Below are 18157 nucleotides of genomic sequence, written 5' to 3'. Positions count from 1 at the left end.
GGGCCGAGGGCTTGGCGGCTCGGGGCCTTTGGCCCTCATCCGGCCCTGCGGGCCACCTTCTCCCGGGGGAGAAGGGAAAAGCGCGGCGCTGCCTGCGTGGCTCGGTCCGACGCCGGACGAACCCCCTCTCCCTCCGGGAGAGGGCCGAGGGCTTGGCGGCTCGGAGCCTTTGCCCTCATCCGGCCCTGCGGGTCACCTTCTCCCGGGGGAGAAGGGAAAAGCGCGGTGCTGCCTGCGCGGCTCGGTCTACGCGCTGGAGCCCGCCTTGCCCGGGCAGGCCCTTGGTGGGAGGCGCGCCCTCGCGGCGACATGAGCCGGTGCCGGCAGGCAATCTGCTGAAAAACAAGCGCCACGGGCGATCCCGAACTCCTTGCCCTAACCTCGTTCAACAGCACAACGCTTTCGGGACGGGGACTAATGACCGGGCACGGGCTACCACATCGCGGGGTCGCCGCACTCTACTGGCTGCTCCTCTACGGCGCGCTCTGGGCGGTGATCGCCGAGGGTGGGGGCTGGCTGCTGGGCGTGCCCTTCGTCGTCGCGGCCGTGGTCCTGAGCCTGCGCCTTTCGCTGCGGCCCTGGCGCCTGCGCCTGCGGGCGCTGCCGGGTTTTGTCGGCTATTTCCTGCGATTGATGCTGGGCGGAGCCTGGGACGTGGCGCGCCGGGCGCTGCACCGGCGCTGCCCGGTGGCGCCGGCCTGGGTCGAATACCCCTTGTCCGCGGACAGCGCCCATGTGCATCTACTGCTCTCGGCGCTGGTTGGCCTGTTGCCGGGGACCCTGGCATCCGGAATCGAAGACGGGCGCATGCAGCTCCACGTGCTCGATCGCCAGCAGCCCTGGCAGGCCGATGTGGCCGAACTGGAGCGCCGTTTGGCCAACCTGCTCAGCCCGCTGGAAGGTGGCCGATGATCCTGTTCGCCGCGTTGCTCCTGCTGACCATGGCCCTAGGCCTGTGGCGTGTGCTGCGCGGGCCCGGGCGGGTCGATCGGCTGCAGGCGGTGCAGCTGTGCGGCACCAGCGGCACGGCCCTGCTACTGGTGCTGGCCCAGGCGCTGCAGGCCCCGGCATTGCGCGACGTGGCGCTGGTGCTGGCGTTGCTGGCGGCCTTGCTGAGCGCGGCGCTGGTGCAACTGCTACGGCGGGGCGCGCATGACTGAGTGGCTGCTCGACGGGCTGAGCTGGCTGCCGCTGGCCGGCGGGCTGCTGTTCTTCGCCGCCGGCAGCATCGGCCTGCTGCGTTTTCCCGACGTGTACAGCCGGCTGCATGCCCTGACCAAGGCCGACACCCTCGGCTTCGGGCTGGTGGCCGCGGGGCTGGCCTGCCGTGCCGGCAGCCTGTGGGAGGTGGCGCAGCTCTTGTTGATCTGGCTGCTGGTGCTGGCCTCGGGCGCGACCGCCTGCCAGCTGCTGGCGCGCCAGGCGCGCGAGGAGGAAGGCGATGGCTGAAGGGCTGTTCGACCTGGTCCTGGCCGGGCTGCTGCTGATGCTGGCCGGCGGCGCGCTGTACGGGCGCAGCCTGTACACCAGCATCCTGCTGTTCGTGACCTTCGGCCTGGTGCTGGCGCTGGTCTGGGCGCGGCTCGGTGCCGTCGACCTGGCGCTGGCCGAGGCCGCCATCGGCGCCGGCCTGACCGGCGCCCTGCTGTTCGCCGCGCTGGCGCGGCAGGGGCGGGCCCCGGAGGGCGAGTTCGACCTGGCCTGCAGGCGCCGCGGGCTGGCGGCGGCAGCCGTATTGCTGCCGGTGCTGTGGCTGATGCTGAGCTCGCTGGCGCCCCTGGCCGAGCGGGACTCGCCGCTGCCCGAGCTGGCCCTCGCGGCGCTGCCGCACAGCGGCGTCGAGCACCCGGTGACGGCCGTACTGCTCAACTACCGGGCCTGGGACACCCTGCTGGAGCTGGCGGTACTGCTGCTGGCGCTGCTCGGCGCCCGCCAGCTCGGCTCCGGTCGCCTCGACACGGCCCGGCCATGGCCCCAGCTGCGGGCCTGGAACGCGCACCTGGCGCCGCTGCTGGTGCTGGTCGGCGGCTTCCTGCTGTGGCGTGGCAGCAGCGCGCCGGGCGGCGCCTTCCAGGCCGGCGCGCTGCTCGCCGCCGGGGTGGTGTCGCTGCGCCTGGCGCATCTGCTGCCGCCGCTGCGCTGGTCGTTCTGGCCGCTGCGGCTGTTGGTGCTGCTGGGGCTCGCGCTGTTTCTCGCGGTGGCCGCGGCCGGCGCCTGGCTGGGCCAGGGCTGGCTGAGCTATCCGGCCGGCTGGGCCAAGCCGCTGATCCTGGCGATCGAGGTCGCCGCCACCCTGTCCATCGCCGCCAGCCTCAGCCTGCTGGTGGTGGGCGAACGTCGGGAGCCCGCGCCGTGAGCACGCCGCTGTTCTGGCTCGGAGTGGGCTGCGTGCTCTGGCTGCTGGGCCTGCACGGGCTGCTGACCCTGCGCAACGCCGTGCGGCGCATCATCGCCATCAACCTGATGGGCAGCGGCGTGTTCCTGGTGATGGTCGCGCTGGCCATCCGCGAGCGGCCCGGCGACCCGGTGCTGGTGGCGCTGGTGGTGACCGGTCTGGTGGTGGCGGTCAGCGCCACCGCGCTGGCCCTGCGGCTGTCCGGCCAGCTGGCCAGGGCGCGCAAGGGCGACGCATGAACGCGGCGCTGCTGAGCCTGTTCGCGCCCCTGGCCGGCGGCCTGCTGCTGGTGCTATGGCGCCCGGCCAGGGCCGGGCTGGCGCTGGGCGTCGCGCTGGTCTCGCTGCTGGCCGCCGCGGCGGCGCTGCACCAGGTGGCGGATGGCACCCGCCAGTGGCTGGAGGTCGGCGGCTGGGCGCCGCCGCTGGCGATCCGCCTGCAGCTGACGCCGCTGTCGGCCCTGCTGCTGCTGTTCACCGCGGGATTGCACCTGCTGGTGGCGGTGTATGCCGCGCGCCGCCCACATGCCATCGGCGGGGCGGACTTCTGGCCGCTGGCCTGCCTGCTGCACGCGGCGCTGGCCGCGCTCTGGCTGTCGGCCGACCTGTTCAACCTCTACGTCACCCTGGAGCTTCTCGGCCTGGCCGCGGTGGCGCTGGTGGCCCTGGCGGGCGAGAAGGCGCAGCGTCCGGCGCTGGATTATCTGCTGCTGTCGCTGGCCGGCTCGCTGGCCTACCTGCTGGGCGTGGCGATCCTCTACGGGCGCTATGGGGTGCTGGACCTGTTCCTGCTCGGCGAGCAGGCGACCGCGGATGCGCCGACCCGCCTGGCGCTGCTGTTGATGACCCTCGGGCTGATGCTCAAGGGCGCGCTCTGGCCGCTGCACCTGTGGCTGCCGGCGGCGCATTCCAGCGCGCCCGCGGCGGTGAGCGCGCTGCTCTCGGCGCTGGTGGTGAAGGGACCGCTGTACATCCTCTGGCTGCTCTGGACCCGCCTGGCGCCGACCGAGCTGGCGGTGCAGGCCGGGCCGCTGCTGGCGGGCGCCGGTGCGCTGGCCCTGCTGGCGGGCGGCTGGGCGGCGCTGCGCACGCCGCTGCTGAAGTCGCTCGTGGCCTATTCCACCGTGGCCCAGCTGGGCTATGCGCTGCTGGCGCTGGGCCTGGCGATGCACTGGCAGGAGCCGCGCCTGGAGGCGGCGCTGTGGCTGTTCGTGGTCGCCCACGGGCTGGCCAAGGTGTCGATGTTCCTCGCCGCCGGCGAACTGCAGCACACTCTCGGCGGCAAGCGGGTGGTGACCCTCAAGGGCGCCAGCCAGACGCTGCCGGTGACCATGTTCACCTTCGTCACCGCCGGCGTCAGCCTGATCGGCCTGCCGCCCAGCGGCGGCTTCCTGGCCAAATGGCTGTTGCTGCAGCCGCTGCTCGAGCGGCCGCAGCACTGGGGCTGGGCGCTCGCCGTGGTGCTCGGCACCCTGATGTCGGCCGCCTACGTGTTCCGCGTGGTGGCGCACGGCTTCGACCGCGCGCGCCCGCAGCCGCCGCAGGTCCGGCCCGATCGCTTCGGCCAGTGGCTGACGCTGCTGCCGGCGCTGCTGGTGTTCGGCCTGGCGCTGATCGGCGAGCGCATGCTGCCCTGGCTGGAAGGGGTGAGCCGATGAGCTGGACCAGCCTGCTGCCATTGGCCATCGTGCTCAGCTCGCTGGTGCCGGGGCTGATCATCTTCACCCTGCGCGAGGAGCAGCAACGCCTGCGGGTCACGCTCAACCTCGCCGGCGTGGCGCTCAAGGTGGTGCTGGTGGCGGCGATGCTGATCGGGGTGAGCGACGGGCTGACCTTCCGCTTCAGCCTGCCTTTTCTGCCCGGCGCGCCGCTGGTCCTGCAGGGCGATGCGCTGTCGCTGCTGTTCGTCACCCTGTCCACGGTGCTCTGGCTGGCTACCACCGTCTACGCCATCGGCTATCTGGAGGACTCGCCGCTGCGCTCGCGCTTCTTCGGCTACTTCAGCCTGTGCGTGAGCGCCACCGTGGGCCTGGCCCTGGCCGGCAACCTGGTGACCTTCCTGCTGTTCTACGAACTGCTGACCCTGGCCACCTTCCCGCTGGTGGTGCACCGCGGCACGCCCGAGTCGCTGCGCGCCGGGCGCGTCTACCTGGCCTACACGGTGGGCGGCGGCACCCTGGTGCTGATGGGCGTGGCGCTGCTGCATGCGCTGGCCGGCTCGCCGGACTTCCAGCCCGGCGGCTACCTCGACGGCCTGGTGGAAGAGCGCGGGCCGAGCCTGCGGGTGGCCTTCGCGCTGCTGGTGCTGGGGCTGGGGGTGAAGGCCGCGCTGATTCCGCTGCACGGCTGGCTGCCCAAGGCGATGGTGGCGCCGGCGCCGGTCAGCGCGCTGTTGCATGCGGTGGCGGTGGTCAAGACCGGCGCCTTCGGCATCGTGCGGGTGGTCTACGACGTCTACGGCGCCGAGGCGATGGAAGCGCTGGCGCTGGCCCGGCCGCTGCTCTGGCTGGCGGCGGCGACCATCCTGTTCGGCTCGCTGCGCGCCCTGCAGCAGAGCGAGCTGAAGCGCCGGCTGGCCTACTCGACGGTCAGCCAGGTGTCCTACATCACCCTCGGCGTGGCGCTGCTCGGGCCGTTGGCGGTGGTCGGCGGGCTGGTGCACCTGGCGCACCAAGGCCTGATGAAGGTGACACTGTTCTACTGCGCCGGCAATTTCGCCGAGACCCTGGGGGTGCACCGTATCCGGGAGATGAACGGCATCGGCCGGCGCATGCCGCTGACCATGACCGCCTTCACCGTCGGCGCGCTGGGCATGATCGGCGTGCCGCCGATCGCCGGCTTCATCAGCAAGTGGTACCTGGGCAGCGGCGCGCTGGAGGTGGGGCAGGACTGGGTGCTGCTGGTGCTGCTCGGCTCGGCGCTGCTCAATGCCGCCTACTTCCTGCCGCTCGTCTGGCGTGGCTGGTTCGCCACGCCGGCTGACTGGCATGCCGACAACTGGGCCGGCGAGCGCTGGGAAACCCACTGGCTGCTCCTGCTGCCGGTGGTGTTCACCGCGCTGGCCTCGGTGCTGGTGGGTATCCTGGCCGGCACCGCGATCAGCCCGCTGGGCTGGGCCAGGCTGATCGTCGACCGGGAGTTCCCGCGATGAGCGTCTGGCTCTGGCTGCTGGTGCCGCTGGCCCCGCTGCTGGCCGCGGCGTTGCTGGTCTGGTGCCGCGAGCGGGTCATCGGCGGGCTGTGGCTGGCCTGCCTGCCAGCGCTGCTGGCGGTCTGGCAAGCGCCGGCGCCGCTCGACCTCGCCTGGGTCGGGGAGGGCATTCGCTGGGGCGGCGAGGACGCGCTGACCCGCGCCTGGCTCGGCTTCACCGCTGTGCTCTGGGGCTCGGCGGGCGTGTTCGCCGCCAGCAGCCAGCGCGAAGACGCACGGCGCCTGCGCTTCTGGTGCTTCTGGCTGCTGGCGCTGGCCGGCAACCTGCTGCTGATCGTCGCCGCCGATGCACTGAGCTTCTACCTCGGCTTCAGCCTGATGAGCCTGTCCGCCTACGGGCTGATCGTCCACCCGGGCAACGCCGAGGCACGCCGCGCCGGGCGGCTGTACCTGCAACTGGCGGTGCTCGGCGAGATGCTGCTGCTGGCCGGGCTGATGCTGCGCAGCCATGCCGCCGGCGGCGCTTTCGACTTCTCCACCTGGCGCGAACTGCCGGTGGACGGCCCGACGCTGGCCCTGCTGCTGGTCGGGCTGGGGCTGAAGGCCGGTTTCTGGCCGCTGCACGTCTGGCTGCCGCTGGCCCACCCGGTGGCCCCGGCGCCGGCCAGCGCGGTGCTCTCCGGGGCCATGCTCAAGGCCGGCATCCTCGGGCTTTGGCGCGCGCTGCCACAGGACGACCCGCTGCTCGCCGCGCTGGCCCAGCCGCTGCTCGCCGCCGGCCTGTTCGGGGCGCTCTACGCGGCGCTGCTCGGGCTCTGCGCCAGCCGGAGCAAGGCGGTGCTGGCCTGGTCCTCGGTGAGCCAGATGGGCTGGCTGCTGATGATCCTCGCCCTGGCCTGGCGACATCCAGCACAGGAGATGCTGCTGGTCACTGCGCTGATGCTGTTCGGCGTGCACCACGGGCTGGCCAAGGGCGCGCTCTTCCTCGCCGCCGGGATGACCCACGAGGCGCGCCTGCCGAACGCGGCCTGGTTGCTGCTGGCGCTGCCGGCGCTGGCCCTGGCGGGGTTGCCGCTGAGCACCGGCGGTACGGCCAAGGCGGCACTCAAGGCGGTCTGGTACGAAGGCGCGTTCGCTGCCTGGCTGCCGCTGCTCAGCCTGGCCGGCTTCGCCACCTCCATCCTCCTGCTGCGCGCGCTCTGGCTGATGCGCCTGGACCAGGGCCAGGCGCCGAAGCGCCGGCCGCCACCGGCGCAGTGGCTGCCCTGGGCGTTGCTCTGCAGCCTGTCGCTGCTGCTGCCCTGGCTGTGGCCGGCGCTGCGCCGGCCAATGCTCGAGCACCTAGGCCTGGCCGACCTCTGGGCGCTGCTCTGGCCGCTGCTGCTGGCGGTGGTCGCCGCCGAGATTGCCGTCCGCCGCGGCTGGCGCGTGCCGCGACGACTGGCCGGCATGCGCTCGCCCGCGCTCGGGCTGTCGCTCAGGCTCAAGCGCCTCTGCACCCGCCCGCCGCTGCCCGAGCTGACATTGCATCCTGACCGCGCCGGCTGGCGCCGCCGGGAACGGCGCTGGAACCACCTCTGGCGCCGCGACGCCCTGGCGCTCAGCGCCTGGCTGATGGCGCTGGTGCTGTGTCTGGGGTGGGTGTGGGGCGGCTGACTCCGGTACCCGTCCATGGACCGTCAACCAACGCCAGACCAACCGCTCTCCCGGAGGAGTGGGGAACGCGATGCTGTGGTAAGCCCTGCCCATTCGTTCGCGAGCAAGCTCGCTCCTACGATTCTGGTAGGCCTGCCTGGCTGGGCAAGGCGGGCAGGTTTGCCGGGGCGGTGGGCTGAAGCCCACCCTACGGCCTGGTGCGCTGTTCTCATCCGCCGCTGGGGCCCCTTTGTAGGAGCGAGGGGCGCGCGAGCTGTTCGAGTCCTGTTCATTTCGTTCGTGAGCAAGCTCGCTCCTACGACTCTGGTAGGCCTGCCTGGCTGGGCAGGGCGGGCAGGTTTGCCGGGGCGGTGGGCTGAAGCCCACGGCCTGGTGCGCTGTTCTCATCCGCCGCTGGGGCCCCTTTGTAGGAGCGAGGGGCGCGGGGTCCTTGCTCGCGGATCGCGTGGCTCGGGCAGGCGCTTCTTGTGCCTGGGCGCGTGGGGTCGCCAACGCCAGACCAACCCCCTCGCCCCTTTGGGGAGAGGGCTGGGGTGAGGGGCGCCAGGCAGCCTCATCGCCCGGGAACGGCGGCCTGAAAGCACGGGGACCGATCCTGGACCGCCGTGCACCGCGCTTGGGCGAAAAGAGGTGTGCCACCTAGTTTGATCGGGCCAGGGGCGGTTGCAGGCGGCCAGTGCGCGTATCGCTGAAAGGCAGGCTTGCCGCGCCTTCCGGCGATTTGCGTGGCGGCGGGCGGGGGCGCCGGAAAAGGCCGGGCATATGACTTGCAACGAAGTTCGGCCCCTCGCCGAATTCCACAGGAGTCGTTATGGCAAACCACCTGGCCCCGGCCCAGCGTGAGCATTTCCAGACCCATGGCTATCTCTACCCGCTGGATGCGTTGAGTCGCGACGAGGCGGCCGGATGCCTGCGCCGCCTGGAGGACATCGAGCACGAGCTGGGCGAGGACCCGCAGAAGTACCTCAAGATCAAGGCGCACCTCGCCGCGCCCTGGCTCGTCGAGCTGGCGATGCACCCAGCCATTCTCGATGCGGTGGAATCGCTGATCGGCCCGGACATCCTGCTGTTCGGCTCCTCGCTGTTCGCCAAGCATGCGCACGACCCGCGCTTCGTCTCCTGGCATCAGGATTCGGCGTACTACGGGCTGGACCCGCACCAGGAAGTCACGGCCTGGCTCGCGTTCACCGACGCCACCCGCGAGAACGGCTGCATGCGGGTGCTGCCCGGCTCGCACCTGGGTTCGGATTTCGAGCACGAGGAAACCTACGACCCGCAGAACCTGCTGGCGCGCGGGCAGACCATCCACGGCCTGGACGAGAGCCAGGCCCAGTTCATGGAGCTGAGGGCCGGGCAGTTCTCGCTGCACCACGAAAAGATGGCCCACGGTTCGTTCGGCAACAGCACCGCCAACCGGCGCGTCGGCCTGGCCTTCTTCTACATGCCGGCACACACGGTCTCGACCCTCGGCCGCCGCAGCGCGCTGCTGGTCCGTGGCGAAGACCGTTACGGGCACTGGGACAGTGACCCGCTGCCCCGCCGCGTGCTCGACCCCGAATGCATGGCTCATCTCAGGGAGATCTGGGCCCGCTACCAGGACCCGGCCATTCCCCAGGCCGCGCGTGCCCGCGGCTGACCGCCGGGGTCCCTTTCGACGCCAATGGAGCAAGCCAACGTGAATCGCAATGTCTGGCTGGTGGTACTGGCCCTGCTCATCCTGCTGAGCGCCATCGTTCCCTACACCCTGCTGACGGAGGTTGCGGCCTGGTACGGCGCCTTCCTGTTCTGGTGCCTGATCGGCGTGCTGGTCATCGTGGCCAACGCCATGCTCACGCGCGACTGGGGGGACGAGTGAAATGAGCGCTTCGATGATCTGGTGGGGCATCGCCCTGTACCTGGTGGCGTCCGTGCTGGTGGCCTACGCCTCCAGGGAAGGGCAGGCCAAGGACATGAACGCCTATTTCCTCGGCAACCGGAGCATGAACGGCATCGTGTCCTCGCTCAGCTATGCCGCCACCACCTACAGCGCCTTCATGATGATCGGCCTGGTGGGCCTCACCTACGCGGGCGGAGTCGGCGCCCTGGGCTTCGAGATCATGTACTTCGCCGGCGTATCGCTGGCGGCGGTGTTCGGGCCGAAGTTCTGGCGCGTGGGGCGCAAGTACGGCTACGTCACGCCCTCCGAGATGCTGGGGCACCGCTACCAGAGCAAGGCGGTGGCGGTGGTCGTCGCGGTGGCCAGCAGCCTCTTTCTCATCCCCTATTCGGCGGTGCAGCTCTCCGGCATCGGCCTGCTGCTGTCGGGCATGACCGACGGGGCGATTTCCTTCACCGTCGGCATCGTGCTGGCCACCGCGATCGCCACGCTGTTCTCCTACATCGCCGGCATCCGCTCGGTGATGTGGACCGACTCGCTGCAGGCGCTGCTGATGATCGTCGTGTCCACCGCGGTGGTGCTGCTGGTCATCTCGCAACTGGGCGGCTTCTCCGCCCTGTTCGGCAGCCTTCGGGAAGCCCATCCCGAGAGCCTGACGGTGCCTGGCAGCGGCTACTTCAGCCTGACGACCTTCCTCGCGTTGTCGATTCCCTGGTTCTTCTTCAGCCTGTCGAGCCCGCAGCTGAGCCAGCGCCTGTTCATGCCGGGCTCGCTGCGGGCGATGCGGCAGATGATCCTCGGCTTCCTGGCATTCGGGCTGCTGTTCACCGTGGTGGCGGTACTGCTGGGGCTCTCGGCGCGGGTCGCGTTCCCGGCGCTCGAGCGCGCCGACCTGGCCATGCCAACGCTGCTGTCCTCCGGCATGATCCCGCCGCTGATGGGCGTGGTGGTGATGGTCGGGGTGATGGCTGCCGCCATTTCCACCATCGACTCGATCATGCTCACGCTGTCGTCGATGTTCGCCCGTGACGTCTATGGCGCGCTGAGCCGCACGGCCAGCGAGCGCTCGCAGCTGCGCGTCGGCAAGTTCGTGATTCCGTTGGTGGCGATCATGGCGCTCGGCTTCGCGCAGCTGCAGCTGGACCTGATCGCGGTGCTGTCGGTGGCGTCTTCCGTCGGGCTGGTGGTGCTGGTGCCCACCATCGTCGGCGCCTTCTACTGGCGGCGCGGAACGGCGGCCGGCGCCATCGCCAGCGTGCTGATCACCGGCGTGGCGGTGGTCGCCGCCCAGGCCACCGGCTTCCGGCTGTTCGGTCTACCGGCGGGCATCTGGGGGATTTTCGTCGCGAGCGCGATCTACGTGGCTGTGAGTCTGCTGACCAAGGCGCCGGAGCAGCGCGCGGACGAGTTCCTGGCCGCCGCGTCCGGCCGTACCGATACCGTCGTGCCCGCGCGGCCGGTGGTGCAGCCTGCGGCCTGACTCAGATTTCGCCATACACGCAGGCGTCGAAAACCAACCCTCTCCCCTTGGGGACAGGGTTGAGGCTCGATGGCGGCGCGGCTATCGGCAGCTCCGTGGCGGCCAGCGGAAGGGTCGGACAAGACCGCCGCTTAGCCGCGGTGCCGGCTCCGCAGGTAGCCCGCGGCGTACTCCTTGAAGGTGTGCACGATGCTGCGTCGCGTCAAACTCTTGAGCGTCAGCAGCACGATTTGCAGGGGTTGCAGATTTTCCCGGATCGGCACGTGCACTACGGACGTGCCGTCATAGGTCTGGTCCGTTTCGGGCCGGAGATTGAGCAGCGAATACCCCAGCCCGTTGCCAACCAGCGTGCGGATCGTCTCGAAGGATTGCGAACGATAGGCGATTCTGGGCTTCAGCCCCAAGGCATGGAAGATCGAAAGAAAATATTCACGCGTGTAGGGCAAGTCCATCAGCACGAACGGCTGGTCGACGAGGTCGGCCAGCGACAGCTCGGGCGCCGCTGCCAGGGGATGACTCGGCGGCAGCACGGCGCGGGGCGGCATGGTGGCCAGCGGGGTCGCAGCCAGCGCATCGGTGAGGCCGATATCGAAACTGATGGCCAGTTCGATGGTGCCGGAATGCAGGCCATGCAGCAGCGTTTCCTGATCGCCGACAAGGATATGTACGTTGATACCCGGGAAGTGCTCCTTGAATCCGGCGATCAGGCCGGCGAGCAGCATCGGTGCCAGGTTGGTGAAGCAACCCACCGTGATATCGCCGTGCAGCGAACTGCCCAAGGCGCCGGCGATGCTGCGGAATTCGTCGGCATGGGCCAGCAGGCCTTTGGCTTCGAGCACCAGCAGCTTGCCATAGGAAGTCACCGCCATGCCCTTGGCTGGCTTGCGCACGAAGACCTGGATGCCCAGCTCTTCCTCGAACTGCTGCACGGTCGCCGACACCGCGCCAGGGCTGCGTCCAACCCGATCCGCCGCGGCGGTGATGCTGCCGGTCTCACTGACTGCAACGAGCGTACGAAGCATGCGGAGCGAAAAGTTATTCAATTTTTACGAATCACTTGCAGAAGTTATTTTGTATTTTCAAAGCTATCGCGGGTTTCTAGGCTGTGTCCATCTTCTTCAGCGTCATTGGTGTCCACATGCCCGGTTCCCTGTTTTCTTCCTCACGGTCTGTCGTCGTGGCTGCGGCACATGCCTCCGCGCCTCCTCTGGACCGCGACGCCGGCGTTGCGAAAGCCTGTCAGATAATCGCCGACGCTAGCGCGGCTGGTGCACGGCTGGTGGTGTTCTCCGAGTCCTTCATTCCCGGATTCCCAATTTGGACGGGCATTTTCCCGCCGGTTGACGGGCACTCGCTTTTCCGGCGATTTGCCGAAAATGCACTCAATCCGCAGGACAAGCCGTTCCGCACCATCATGGAAGCGGCGGCACGGCATCGTATCTACGTGAGCCTGGGTTTCTGCGAGGTCTCTTCGCGCAGCCCCGGCCGCTTGTGGAACAGCCAGGCGTTGATATCGGACGAGGGTGTATTGCTCAACCTGCACCGCAAGCTGGTTCCAACTTACTACGAGCAGTTGGTTTGGGACCGCGGCGACTCCGAAGGGCTGCGCGTGATGGACACTCCGATCGGACGCATCGGCGGGTTGGTCTGCGGTGAGAACAACAATCCGCTGGCACGCTACGTGCTGATGGGGGAAGGCGAGGAAATCCATTGCGCTTGCTATCCAGCGATATGGCCGTTCCGTAACCCGGTCAACGGCCCGATCTACGATCTGCGCGACGCGATCCGTTTTCGCGCCGCGGCGCACAGTTTCGAAGCCAAGGTCTTCACCATCGTGGCCTCGGGCATGGTTGACGATGCGCTGATCGACACCTTCAGCGGAGGCGATCCGGACAAGGCCCGGATCCTGCGCGCCTGTCCGCCGGCCTGCTCGATGATCATTGGCCCGACCGGCGAACTGGTCTCCGAGGTGCGTCAGGACGAAGAGGGGCTGGTCTTGGCCGAGCTGGACCTTGCATCGCTGGTGGAACTGCGGCGCCACCACGATATGGCTGGCTATTACTGCCGCAGTGACGTCTTCCGCCTGCGCCTGGAGCGCCAACGCGCCGAGGTGCTGGAGGTCATCGATGCCCCCTCGGGGGCGCTGATCCATCGCACGGATGTTCCCTTTTCACTATCTGCCGAACATGAACGAGACGAGCCTTCGGCCCGTCAGCCCCAGGAGTGATGCCATGAAAGCCTATTCGTCTTTTGCTGCGCTGTGTCTGCTGGCAACAGCGTCGATGGGAAGCATCTCCGCCACGGCGGCCAGCTTCGGAAAAACCGGTGAGCCGGTGAAAATGACCGTCGGTTTCCCATGCTGCTATGCGGCGACCTGGTCGGGCTATGTCGTCAAGGAAAAAGAACTCTGGAAACAGCACCTGCCTGAAGGCTCCGAGATCACCTACAACATTCCCATCGCCGGGCCGCCGATCGTCAATGGCATGCTCGCCGACAAGATTCAGGTCGGGTACCTGGGCGACATGCCCGCAATCGCCCTGACCACCAAGGAGCGGGTGGCGGACGTTCGCCTGGTGGCGACGACGGCGCTGGCCAAGGACCAGTGCAACATCCTGCTCGTCCGCGAGGACGCACCGGAGTTCGCCGCTCCCAACGAGGCAGTGGCCTGGCTGCAGGAAAAACAGATAGCGGTACCGCGAGGCAGCTGCGGAGATCACTTCGCCAGCGCGATCATGAAGGACAGCGGCGTCGAGCCCGGCAGTTACCTCAATCAGACCATCGAGGTGATCTCCAGCAGCTTCCGCGCGAAGAAGATCGACGCTGCTTCCGTCTGGGAGCCGGTGGCCTCGCAGCTCGTCAATAGCGGCCTCGCGCGGCGCGCAGCTTCTGGCGCCAACTTCGACATGACCGATGGGGCCTTCATCGCCATGCGCCAGGATTTGATCGAATCGCGGCCCGACGTGGTGCGGGCCTGGCTAGAGGCGGAACTGGATGCGCAACTGTTCATGTCCGACCCACAGAACGCCGCGGAAGTGGTGCGGATCATCCACAAGAACGTGCCCCAGTTCAGCGAGCAGGATCTGCATGACGCCTTATACCGGCGTTACGCCGAGAACCAGGGGGGGAATGCCGAGCGCCTTGTCCAGCCGTTCACCTTCACGGGCGAGGTCCGTGAACTGCTCGCCAAGCAGACCACCTTCCTGCATTCGATCAAGGGCATCGCGGTGTCGCAGATGCGTCCCGACGCCATCTATACGGACGCCGCGGACGAGGTGCTTGCAGGGCGCGGCCTGACGGCGCCGGTTGGCCGCATCGAGGGGGTCGCCCAGTGATGGGCGATGTCATGCAGAATCACCCTGCAGCGACCGCGGCACGTAAATCCAGGACCCTACGTGCACAGGCCGCAGCGGGGGCGCGGATCGCCCAGCTGCTGCTGGGATTCGCCTGCGCCTTCCTCTTCTGGTACCTGACGGTGGACGTCTGGCAACTTCCCCGCTTCGCCAATCTACCGGGCCCTAGCGAGGTGTTCTCCGAGTGGTTTAGCCCCGATCCGATCTACGGGCTGTCCTTCTACACCCCGGACTACTATTGGCACATCCTGCATAGCCTGGCCCGGGTAGGCGTCGCCTTCGTCTTGGCCACTCTGCTGGGCGTGCCCCTGGGGCTGTTGATGGGTTGGTCGCAGCGCGTGCGCGAGTATGTCTTTCCGCTGTTCGAGCTGCTACGGCCGATACCACCGCTGGCGTGGGTGCCACTGGCGATCCTGATGTTCCACGGAACCGAAACGCCGGTGATCTTCCTCACGTTCCTCGCGGCGTTCTTCGCCACCGCGCTGAACAGCATGCTCGGCGCCCGCTCGATCGACCCGTCGCTGATACGCGCGGCCCGCTGCCTGGGCGCCGGTGAATGGCGGCTGTTCTCCAGGATCGTCGTACCCGGCGCACTGCCGCAGGTGTTTTCCGGATTGCAGATCTCGTTGGGCGTCGCCTGGTTTTCGCTGGTCGCTGCAGAAATGGTGTCCGGCGAGTACGGCCTCGGTTACCTCATCAATACCGGCTACTCGATGGCTACCTATCCCACCATCTTCATCGGAATGATCACGCTCGGCGTGGTGGGCTACCTGACGTCGGTAGTGATTCGCCTGATCGAACACGCACTGCTGCGCTGGGGGAATGACGAACAGGGGGGAAGATCATGAAACGTGCGGCGCCGACGAGCATCGGCCATCTGAAGATCGAGGACGCGGTCAAGGTTTACCGTTCCCGCAATGTGGAAACCCTGGCAGTCGATCACTGCAGTCTCGACATCCAGCCAGGAGAGATCTGCATGATCGTCGGTCCTTCCGGATGCGGCAAGACCACCCTGCTCAATGCCGTGGCCGGCTTTCACGGGCTTACCTCCGGACGTATCACCCTCGATGGCGAGCTGCTTTGTGGTCCCGGCAAGCCGATGGCCGAACCAGGCCCGGACCGGGTGGTGGTATTCCAGAACGGCGCCCTGTTTCCCTGGATGACGGTGCTGGACAACGTCACCTTCGGTCCGCTGTCGCAGAAGACCATGACGACCTCAGAGGCTCGGGAGAAGGCCCGCGAATTGCTGGCCGACGCCGGCCTGGCAGGTATGGAACATCGCTACCCCGAGCAACTGTCCTCGGGTGTCCGGCGGCGCGTGGAGATTGCCCGCGCCATGATGAACGATCCCGCCGTACTGCTGCTGGACGAGCCATACCGGGCGCTGGACAGCCTGACCCGGGCGATGATGCACGAGGCCCTGCTGGAGATGCATGCACGACGGCCGGTGACCATCCTGTTCATCACCCACGACCTGGAGGAAGCGGTGTTCCTCGGGCATCGCATCGTCGTGATGTCCGCTCGACCTTGCCGGCCGACGCTACAGATGGAGATCGACATCCCCCATCCGCGCGATTACTCGATTACCACCAGCGATGCGTACCGCGGCTACGTCGAGTCGGCACTGGATGCCGTCCACCTGGAAGCGCAGAAGTCGTTCGCTGCCAACGAAGCAGAGGCCCGTCCATGACCCCGCACGCCAATACGCACCCTGGAGCGATCGGGCGCTGGCGCACCCTGCCCAGCGCAGGCCGCCGCGCCGCCGTCTCGCTGATCGTCATGCTGCTGGCCTGGGAACTGATTGCCCACAGCCCCCGGCTCTTCGGCTTCGAAGTGCCCTATCTGGGTGTACTGCCCGCGCCCAGCGCTGTGATCGGCGAATGGGTGATGCTGCTGGGCGATGCCCATTACTGGGGCTCCTGGTACTTGAGCTTCACCCGGGTCTTCGCCGGATTCATCAGCGCCTTGCTGCTCGGGGTTCCCCTGGGCCTGTGGTTCGCCATCAGCCCGACGATGCGCAACCTGTTCTTTCCGGTATTCGAGATGCTGCGCCCGGTCCCGCCCATCGCATGGGTCCCGGCGGCCATTATCTTCTGGCCCACCCAGGAGCTGTCGATCATCTCGGTCATCTTTCTGGGGGCCTTCTATACGATCACCTTGAATACCTACAACGGCGGGCGCCGCGTCGATCTGGCGATCATCCAGTCGGCCCGCTCGATGGGCGCCAGCCGCAGCAACATCTTCAGGCGCATCGTGCTGCCGGGGACTCTCCCGAGCATCGTCGCCGGCGCCGCCATCGGCATGGGCATTACCTGGGAAGTGGTCGTGGCGGCGGAGCTGATATCCGGCGGTAACGGCGGAGGTGGCGGCGGGCTCGGGCTGTTCATGTGGGACGCCTATCTGGCGGGCAACCACGAGCAGATCCTGGTCGGCATGCTCTCCATCGGCCTGGCTGGCTATTTCTCCAGCGGCCTGCTCAGACGCTTCGGTGGACTGCTTACGCCTTGGCTATCGAGGAACTGACATGACGAACCATGTTGAAACACAGGATGCCAGCGTTGCCGGCGAGGCCACTCGAGGCTTCACCGAAATCCTGGCGCTGTACCACGGATTCGGCCGGGGCGCACAGAGAATCGAAGTCATCGAGAACTGCGAGTTCAAGCTCAAGCCAGGCAAGCTCACGGTGATGATCGGCCCCTCAGGTTGCGGCAAGAGCACCCTGGCCAAGCTTCTGGCAGGCTACCTCCACCCCGACGAAGGCAGCCTGCTGATCGATGGCAGGCACATCGCCGGCCCCGGCAAGGATCGGCTGATGGTGTTCCAGGAAAGCGCCTTGTTCCCCTGGATGGTCAACGAGGAGAACGCTCTTTATGGCCTGCTCGCCAGCGGCCAGGTCGGAGCGGGCGCGCGGCAGCGGGTTACCGCACTGATGGATCGGGTTGGTCTTGGACGCTTCCGGCACAAGTACCCGGGTGCGCTCTCCGGTGGCATGCAGCGGCGCCTGGAAATGGTCCGCGCCTTGGTGAACGAGCCGGCACTTTTCATTCTCGATGAGCCGTTCCGTGGGCTGGACGCCATGACGCGCACGCTGATGCAGGAGCATTTCGCGCAGATGTTCGAGGAAGGCCGGCGGACCGCGCTGTTCATTACCACCGACATCGACGAGGCGCTGTTGCTGGCGGATGAGATTCTGGTCATGAGCAGCCGTCCGATGAAGGTCACCCGGCGTATCACGGTCGACGTCCCACGTCCACGGACTGTCGCGGGCATGATCAAGGACGAGCGCATGAAGCACATCAAGGTGGCAGTCACGAAGGCGCTCTACAGCGAGGCGATAAAGGCCTTCGACGGAAGCAGTCGCGCGGTGGCGGCGGCCGGCTTCGAGAAATTCCTCGATACCACCCAGTGAGCGAGTCGCTGACCAACCTGCTGCAGCCAGGGGACCCACTCTTCTGGGCGGCGTGGCTCTCTGTGCTGGTATCGGGCATCCTGCGCGGCTTCACGGGCTTTGGCTCGGCGCTGTTCTCGGTGCCGATCCTTTCGCTGTTCCTCTCGCCCGCGCTGGCTGCACCTATCGTCATGGGCCTGCAGGTGCTCTCCGGATTGGAGTCGCTGCGCAAGGACCGGCCGGATATCGACATGCGCAGCGCGGTGCAGCTCAGCCTGCCCGGCGTGGTGACCTCGCTGGCCGGCATTGGCCTGCTGGTCTCCCTGCCGGAGCGCACGCTGCGCCTGTGCATGGGGCTGATCGTGCTCGGGGCGGTTGTGGTGCTCGCCTCGGGGTGGCGCTTCGAGCGGCGCCCAGGACCATTGCTCACCTTCGGAGTGGGCGCAGTTTCGGGTCTCCTGAATGGATTTTCGGCGATGAGCGGTCCGCCGCTGGTGCTCTACTTCCTGGGGGGACCGTTTAGTCCGGCTACTGCACGAGCATCAATGACCAGCATTTTCATGGTGCAGGGATTTGTCTCTCTTTTCGGCCTGCTTCTAGTCGGCGCGCTGAACTGGCAGGCGCTGCTCGTCACGGTCCTGCTCTATCCGGTACTGGCCTTTGGCACCTGGTTAGGGACGGCCGCCTTCTACCGCGCCTCGACCAAGGCGTATCGGCAAGTGGCGGTCGGCACGCTGGCTATTCTCGCCGCGGTGCTCATGCTGCAGGCGGTGCGGTCGCTTGCCTGAGTCGCTGCGCTCCGTTGAACGGTAGAAGGGCAGGACATTCTCGTTTCAATTTTCCGGTCCGGGACGAACACCTAT

General features: G+C 67.8%; 19 protein-coding genes. 18 read left to right on the top strand and 1 reads right to left on the bottom strand.

What is annotated here, in order from left to right:
* Nucleotides 1-417 precede the first annotated feature (417 nt).
* From H610_RS0102785 to H610_RS0102735, 11 genes are all read left to right on the top strand, one after another.
* Entirely contained in the window at nt 418-912 is a 495-nt protein-coding gene (locus H610_RS0102785; RefSeq protein WP_028238262.1) for a Na+/H+ antiporter subunit E, read from the top strand.
* Nucleotides 909-1160 (top strand): monovalent cation/H+ antiporter complex subunit F, encoded by a 252-nt coding sequence (locus H610_RS0102780; RefSeq protein ID WP_028238261.1) that lies wholly within the window; start codon nt 909-911, stop codon nt 1158-1160. The genes H610_RS0102785 and H610_RS0102780 overlap by 4 nt, the downstream gene beginning before the upstream one ends.
* Nucleotides 1153-1449 carry a cation:proton antiporter gene (locus H610_RS0102775; protein ID WP_028238260.1) on the top strand — a complete coding sequence of 99 codons (297 nt, stop codon included), beginning with the start codon at nt 1153-1155 and terminating at the stop codon, nt 1447-1449. The genes H610_RS0102780 and H610_RS0102775 overlap by 8 nt, the downstream gene beginning before the upstream one ends.
* Nucleotides 1442-2356: a hydrogenase subunit MbhD domain-containing protein gene (locus H610_RS0102770; RefSeq protein WP_028238259.1), complete on the top strand. Its 915-nt coding sequence runs from the start codon at nt 1442-1444 to the stop codon at nt 2354-2356. Before H610_RS0102775 ends, H610_RS0102770 begins: the two co-directional genes overlap by 8 nt.
* Nucleotides 2353-2634, top strand: a complete 282-nt coding sequence (locus tag H610_RS0102765) for an NADH-quinone oxidoreductase subunit K (protein WP_028238258.1) — start codon at nt 2353-2355, stop codon at nt 2632-2634. Before H610_RS0102770 ends, H610_RS0102765 begins: the two co-directional genes overlap by 4 nt.
* Nucleotides 2631-4052: a proton-conducting transporter transmembrane domain-containing protein gene (locus H610_RS0102760; RefSeq protein WP_028238257.1), complete on the top strand. Its 1422-nt coding sequence runs from the start codon at nt 2631-2633 to the stop codon at nt 4050-4052. The genes H610_RS0102765 and H610_RS0102760 overlap by 4 nt, the downstream gene beginning before the upstream one ends.
* Nucleotides 4049-5545: a complex I subunit 5 family protein gene (locus H610_RS0102755; RefSeq protein WP_028238256.1), complete on the top strand. Its 1497-nt coding sequence runs from the start codon at nt 4049-4051 to the stop codon at nt 5543-5545. Before H610_RS0102760 ends, H610_RS0102755 begins: the two co-directional genes overlap by 4 nt.
* On the top strand, nt 5542-7200 hold the full coding sequence (locus H610_RS0102750) for a proton-conducting transporter transmembrane domain-containing protein (RefSeq protein WP_028238255.1): 1659 nt from the start codon (nt 5542-5544) through the stop codon (nt 7198-7200). Before H610_RS0102755 ends, H610_RS0102750 begins: the two co-directional genes overlap by 4 nt.
* 811 nt (nt 7201-8011) lie before the next feature.
* The gene (locus tag H610_RS0102745; protein ID WP_028238254.1) at nt 8012-8836 is read left to right on the top strand and encodes a phytanoyl-CoA dioxygenase family protein; all 825 of its coding nucleotides are present in this window, start codon (nt 8012-8014) and stop codon (nt 8834-8836) included.
* A gap of 39 nt (nt 8837-8875) precedes the next feature.
* Nucleotides 8876-9055, top strand: a complete 180-nt coding sequence (locus H610_RS0102740; RefSeq protein WP_028238253.1) for a hypothetical protein — start codon at nt 8876-8878, stop codon at nt 9053-9055.
* 1 nt (nt 9056) lies between these two features.
* The gene (locus H610_RS0102735; RefSeq protein WP_028238252.1) at nt 9057-10556 is read left to right on the top strand and encodes a sodium:solute symporter family protein; all 1500 of its coding nucleotides are present in this window, start codon (nt 9057-9059) and stop codon (nt 10554-10556) included.
* 131 nt (nt 10557-10687) lie between these two features.
* On the opposite strand, the gene H610_RS23135 is transcribed toward H610_RS0102735, so the two are convergent.
* Nucleotides 10688-11578: a LysR substrate-binding domain-containing protein gene (locus H610_RS23135; protein WP_084166361.1), complete on the bottom strand. Its 891-nt coding sequence runs from the start codon at nt 11576-11578 to the stop codon at nt 10688-10690.
* A gap of 116 nt (nt 11579-11694) precedes the next feature.
* Here H610_RS23135 and H610_RS24725 point away from each other — a divergent pair, with 116 nt between their 5' ends.
* The 7 genes from H610_RS24725 to H610_RS0102695 are packed head-to-tail and all read left to right on the top strand — an operon-like array spanning nt 11695 to nt 18082.
* Complete coding sequence (locus tag H610_RS24725) at nt 11695-12783, top strand: carbon-nitrogen hydrolase family protein (protein WP_152529037.1); 1089 nt, start codon at nt 11695-11697, stop codon at nt 12781-12783.
* A gap of 4 nt (nt 12784-12787) precedes the next feature.
* A complete protein-coding gene (locus H610_RS0102720) occupies nt 12788-13888 on the top strand; it encodes an ABC transporter substrate-binding protein (protein ID WP_028238251.1) in 1101 nt (366 codons plus the stop codon).
* Entirely contained in the window at nt 13888-14754 is an 867-nt protein-coding gene (locus H610_RS23125; RefSeq protein WP_084166359.1) for an ABC transporter permease, read from the top strand. Before H610_RS0102720 ends, H610_RS23125 begins: the two co-directional genes overlap by 1 nt.
* Nucleotides 14751-15596: an ABC transporter ATP-binding protein gene (locus H610_RS0102710; RefSeq protein WP_043237454.1), complete on the top strand. Its 846-nt coding sequence runs from the start codon at nt 14751-14753 to the stop codon at nt 15594-15596. The genes H610_RS23125 and H610_RS0102710 overlap by 4 nt, the downstream gene beginning before the upstream one ends.
* A complete protein-coding gene (locus tag H610_RS0102705; protein ID WP_084166358.1) occupies nt 15593-16429 on the top strand; it encodes an ABC transporter permease in 837 nt (278 codons plus the stop codon). The genes H610_RS0102710 and H610_RS0102705 overlap by 4 nt, the downstream gene beginning before the upstream one ends.
* Nucleotides 16395-17315, top strand: coding sequence for an ABC transporter ATP-binding protein (locus tag H610_RS0102700; RefSeq protein ID WP_152529035.1), 921 nt, complete (start codon nt 16395-16397; stop codon nt 17313-17315). The genes H610_RS0102705 and H610_RS0102700 overlap by 35 nt, the downstream gene beginning before the upstream one ends.
* Entirely contained in the window at nt 17312-18082 is a 771-nt protein-coding gene (locus H610_RS0102695) for a sulfite exporter TauE/SafE family protein (RefSeq protein WP_051231455.1), read from the top strand. Before H610_RS0102700 ends, H610_RS0102695 begins: the two co-directional genes overlap by 4 nt.
* The last annotated feature ends 75 nt before the right edge of the window (nt 18083-18157 follow it).

Source organism: Stutzerimonas azotifigens DSM 17556 (assembly GCF_000425625.1).
GTDB lineage: Bacteria > Pseudomonadota > Gammaproteobacteria > Pseudomonadales > Pseudomonadaceae > Stutzerimonas > Stutzerimonas azotifigens.
Note: the sequence above shows the minus strand (reverse complement) of the source record. Positions and strands in the feature narration are given on the sequence as shown.

What these genes read in the sequence shown, in the direction of transcription:
- H610_RS0102735 (WP_028238252.1), top strand. Translation starts at nt 9,057, where the DNA reads ATGAGCGCTTCGATGATCTGGTGGGGCATCGCCCTGTACCTGGTGGCG.
- H610_RS23125 (WP_084166359.1), top strand. Translation starts at nt 13,888, where the DNA reads ATGGGCGATGTCATGCAGAATCACCCTGCAGCGACCGCGGCACGTAAA.
- H610_RS0102750 (WP_028238255.1), top strand. Translation starts at nt 5,542, where the DNA reads ATGAGCGTCTGGCTCTGGCTGCTGGTGCCGCTGGCCCCGCTGCTGGCC.
- H610_RS0102710 (WP_043237454.1), top strand. Translation starts at nt 14,751, where the DNA reads ATGAAACGTGCGGCGCCGACGAGCATCGGCCATCTGAAGATCGAGGAC.
- H610_RS0102760 (WP_028238257.1), top strand. Translation starts at nt 2,631, where the DNA reads ATGAACGCGGCGCTGCTGAGCCTGTTCGCGCCCCTGGCCGGCGGCCTG.
- H610_RS0102720 (WP_028238251.1), top strand. Translation starts at nt 12,788, where the DNA reads ATGAAAGCCTATTCGTCTTTTGCTGCGCTGTGTCTGCTGGCAACAGCG.
- H610_RS0102785 (WP_028238262.1), top strand. Translation starts at nt 418, where the DNA reads ATGACCGGGCACGGGCTACCACATCGCGGGGTCGCCGCACTCTACTGG.
- H610_RS0102745 (WP_028238254.1), top strand. Translation starts at nt 8,012, where the DNA reads ATGGCAAACCACCTGGCCCCGGCCCAGCGTGAGCATTTCCAGACCCAT.
- H610_RS0102705 (WP_084166358.1), top strand. Translation starts at nt 15,593, where the DNA reads ATGACCCCGCACGCCAATACGCACCCTGGAGCGATCGGGCGCTGGCGC.
- H610_RS0102775 (WP_028238260.1), top strand. Translation starts at nt 1,153, where the DNA reads ATGACTGAGTGGCTGCTCGACGGGCTGAGCTGGCTGCCGCTGGCCGGC.
- H610_RS0102770 (WP_028238259.1), top strand. Translation starts at nt 1,442, where the DNA reads ATGGCTGAAGGGCTGTTCGACCTGGTCCTGGCCGGGCTGCTGCTGATG.
- H610_RS0102755 (WP_028238256.1), top strand. Translation starts at nt 4,049, where the DNA reads ATGAGCTGGACCAGCCTGCTGCCATTGGCCATCGTGCTCAGCTCGCTG.
- H610_RS23135 (WP_084166361.1), bottom strand. Translation starts at nt 11,578, where the DNA reads ATGCTTCGTACGCTCGTTGCAGTCAGTGAGACCGGCAGCATCACCGCC.
- H610_RS0102780 (WP_028238261.1), top strand. Translation starts at nt 909, where the DNA reads ATGATCCTGTTCGCCGCGTTGCTCCTGCTGACCATGGCCCTAGGCCTG.
- H610_RS24725 (WP_152529037.1), top strand. Translation starts at nt 11,695, where the DNA reads ATGCCCGGTTCCCTGTTTTCTTCCTCACGGTCTGTCGTCGTGGCTGCG.